This window comes from Bradyrhizobium sp. (assembly GCF_049586575.1).
Lineage (GTDB): Bacteria > Pseudomonadota > Alphaproteobacteria > Rhizobiales > Xanthobacteraceae > Bradyrhizobium.
In genome coordinates this window covers 1-2,812 of sequence record NZ_JBAVCF010000143.1, presented here as the reverse complement: position 1 = coordinate 2,812, position 2,812 = coordinate 1, and the positions used below count along the sequence as shown (strand labels likewise).

Annotated in this window: 2 protein-coding genes; both read right to left on the bottom strand. The window is 62.0% G+C overall.

Annotated elements, in window-relative coordinates; translation table 11 throughout:
• Positions 1-781, bottom strand: a 781-nt coding sequence (locus WB528_RS05220; protein WP_423887361.1) for an IS256 family transposase, incomplete at its 3' end; no start/stop codon positions are given.
• A 384-nt stretch (positions 782-1,165) separates the two neighbouring features.
• The gene (locus WB528_RS05215) at positions 1,166-2,338 is read right to left on the bottom strand and encodes an IS110 family transposase (RefSeq protein WP_423887360.1); all 1,173 of its coding nucleotides are present in this window, start codon (positions 2,336-2,338) and stop codon (positions 1,166-1,168) included.
• Positions 2,339-2,812: the final 474 nt, after the last annotated feature.

Genomic DNA, 2,812 nt, shown 5'->3' with positions numbered 1-2,812 from the left:
CGCGCGTCTTGGGCCAGACCTCGGGAAGCGCCTTCCAGAAGCCGAGCGCACCGTCGGCGACCGCGAGTTCCGGTCCCATCGCAAGTCCACGTCGCTTGAGATCGAGCAGGAGTTCCTTCCAGGATTGCGCGCTCTCGCGCACACCGTCGATTAGGCCGACCAGTTCCTTCTTGCCCTCCGGCGTCGCGCCGATGATCACGAGCAGGCACTGCGCGTCATCTTCAAGGCGGGCCTGCACGTGGATGCCGTCGACCCAGAAGTAGACGTAGCGCTTGGCGGACAGGTCGCGATCGAGCCAGCGCGCGTGTTCGTCGACCCAAGCCTCCTTCAGCCGTGCAATGGTTGAAGCGGATAGCCCGCCGGCGTCCTTGCCGAGCAAGGCAGCCAACGCCTCCTCGAAGTCGCCGGTGGAGATGCCCTTCAAGTACAGGATAGGGATCAGCACTTCGAGGCTCTTCGTGCGCCGGGCATAGGGCGGCAGAATGGTCGGGCTGAAGCGAATCCGTTCACAACCGACAGCCTCCCGGTCGCGCACGCGCGGCTGGCGCACGGCCACCGATCCGATGCCGGTCATGATCTCGCGCTCGGGCAGATGCCCGTGACGCACGACGCGCTGGTGGCCCGCCTCGGTCTTGAGATCGGCATATCGCCCCAGAAAGTCAGCGACTTCCATCTCAACGGCCTGCGTCAGCAGGGCATGCGCCCCGTTGCGCAAAATCTCAGTGAGCGAATCGGTGAAGGTCCCTGGCTGAGAGAGCTTGATGACGTTAGTGTCGGTCACGGCGTATCACTTGTATGGGACGATTTCTGTCAACACCATTTTTTCTCGATTTTTTTCTCCTATGGTGGGTTTACGTCTCGGCGCTGATCGTTCGTCATAGACGACGGCCTTGCAGTCGAGCGCAGTTGGAAGCAATACGGTCCGAGGGGGAGCTCGCCATTCAGCGCGGATCATCGCGCCGCATACTTGTATTCGGTAGGTCCTCGGGACCCAAACCATGATGCAGTAATACGCATCGGCGGCGAAGCTCCGGGGCGGCGGGCCCATTCTCCTTACGGCGTTGGCACCATGCGATACGGCGGGTGGCCGCCACCTCGGATCGGTTTGAAGCCATGCTACATTTTCTGCATCAGGCTCCGATTGGCATGTTGGTCATCTCGTTGTTCACGCTACCGCCGGGCGCAAAGCAATACCTTCAGGGATTTCGCCGGTCGTCACCATGCGCCACAGCGCGATGAGCAGTTTGCGTGCAAGCGCGACGATCATGGTCTTGCGTGCGCCACCGCGCCCATCCGCCGTTCGAGCGCGGTACCATTGCGCCAATGCACTGTTCTTCTGGAACATCAAAAAGCGCCAGGCGAGCTGAATCATGCCGCGACGCACCCGCGCGTTGCCCGCTCGCGAGAGGCCCTTCTCCCGCCGCCGCTTACCGCTCTCATCCGGCGACCCGGTCAAGCCGGCATAGCGCGCGATCGCTTTTCGATCTCGCAGTTGGCGCGACAGTATCTCATTGACGAGCATGTCAGCTGTCTCGACGCCGATGCCAATAACGCGTGCAAGCAAGCGAACCATCGCATGCGAACCTTTCTCCGAAGGAGCAGCTTGTTCGATCCGCTGCAGACGCTGTTGCTCAATTTCCTTTATTTGGTCCCGGACGACTCGCAGTCGCGCAAGGTCTCGGCGCAATTCCGCGTGCGTATTCGCCGGTAACGACGCCGCTTCCGCCGTGCGCACGTCATTCAGCCGCTCGTCCGCATGGCGCAGGGTAAACTTGAAGCTTCGGATCCCAAAGCGGGCGAGCGTGGCCTTCATCCGGTTCCCAATGCGGGTGCGCTCACCCACCAAGTTCTCACGCTCGCGGTTTGGTCGCCGGGCATCCTCTTCCTCAATCGTCGGGATCGCAGCCATGCTGCAATGACCCGCCTCGCCCCGCAGCCAGCCCAGAAAGGCACGCTTCAGGAGTTCGGTGTCGAGCCGGTCGGTTTTCGCCCGCCGGTGCTCGCGCGACACCGCGACACTATTCGGGTGGATAACGTAGGCTTCGATGTCGCGTGCCCGCAGCCACCGCGCTAACCAGAAGCCATCACGCCCGGCCTCGTAGGCAACCACAAGCCGCTTAATCGTACGCCCCGCCTGGACCGCCTCGTTTCGCCAGCGCTGCAGAAGCTGGATCAGCGCCCGCTCGTCGGACCCAAGCTTTTTCAACGGCTGACGTTCCAGGCCAGGCACGATTCCTGCCACGAGCCAACTCGCCTGGCCCATCTCGATTACGGCGATCATCGTGTTATCTTGCTCAAGAGGGGTGGCGGATTTTTTGGAGTCATTCGGCTGCGACATGGAGCACCTCGTCGGTTGGCGTGGAAAGCGCCGAAGGTGCCACACCCTCGTCGCCTGCCCCATAGCATCTCCTTTCGGGGAGGTTCTGGCAGGCTTGGACACCCGCCTCGATACGCCGCCTTCAATCAATCGTCGTCACCCAGATTCCGGCTTAGCTCGTCGGCATGGTGATTCTACCCCTCAGACCGCGCGGTCGCATGAGCGGCAGACACGGTCGAGGATTTCCGCGGTTCCGAATTTGGAACTCACAGGATTGCCGTTCACGCCGCGAGCTGTCGGGGCACTTTCAACCTTTCTGGGATACTCAGATCGTCCGGAATGGCGTAGCGCCCGTCAGGTTCAGGAGCGGCGACCACGCCAGCCGAACTCTTCCGCGGCCGCTATGGGAATGCCGTTGGAGCTTGAGCAGCGGAGCAGCACCGGTTGGCCAGTGAGGCCATGACGAAGCTGATAAAGAAACGAGCCGCGACTGAT

What these genes read in the sequence shown, in the direction of transcription:
- WB528_RS05215 (WP_423887360.1), bottom strand. Translation starts at nt 2,338, where the DNA reads ATGTCGCAGCCGAATGACTCCAAAAAATCCGCCACCCCTCTTGAGCAA.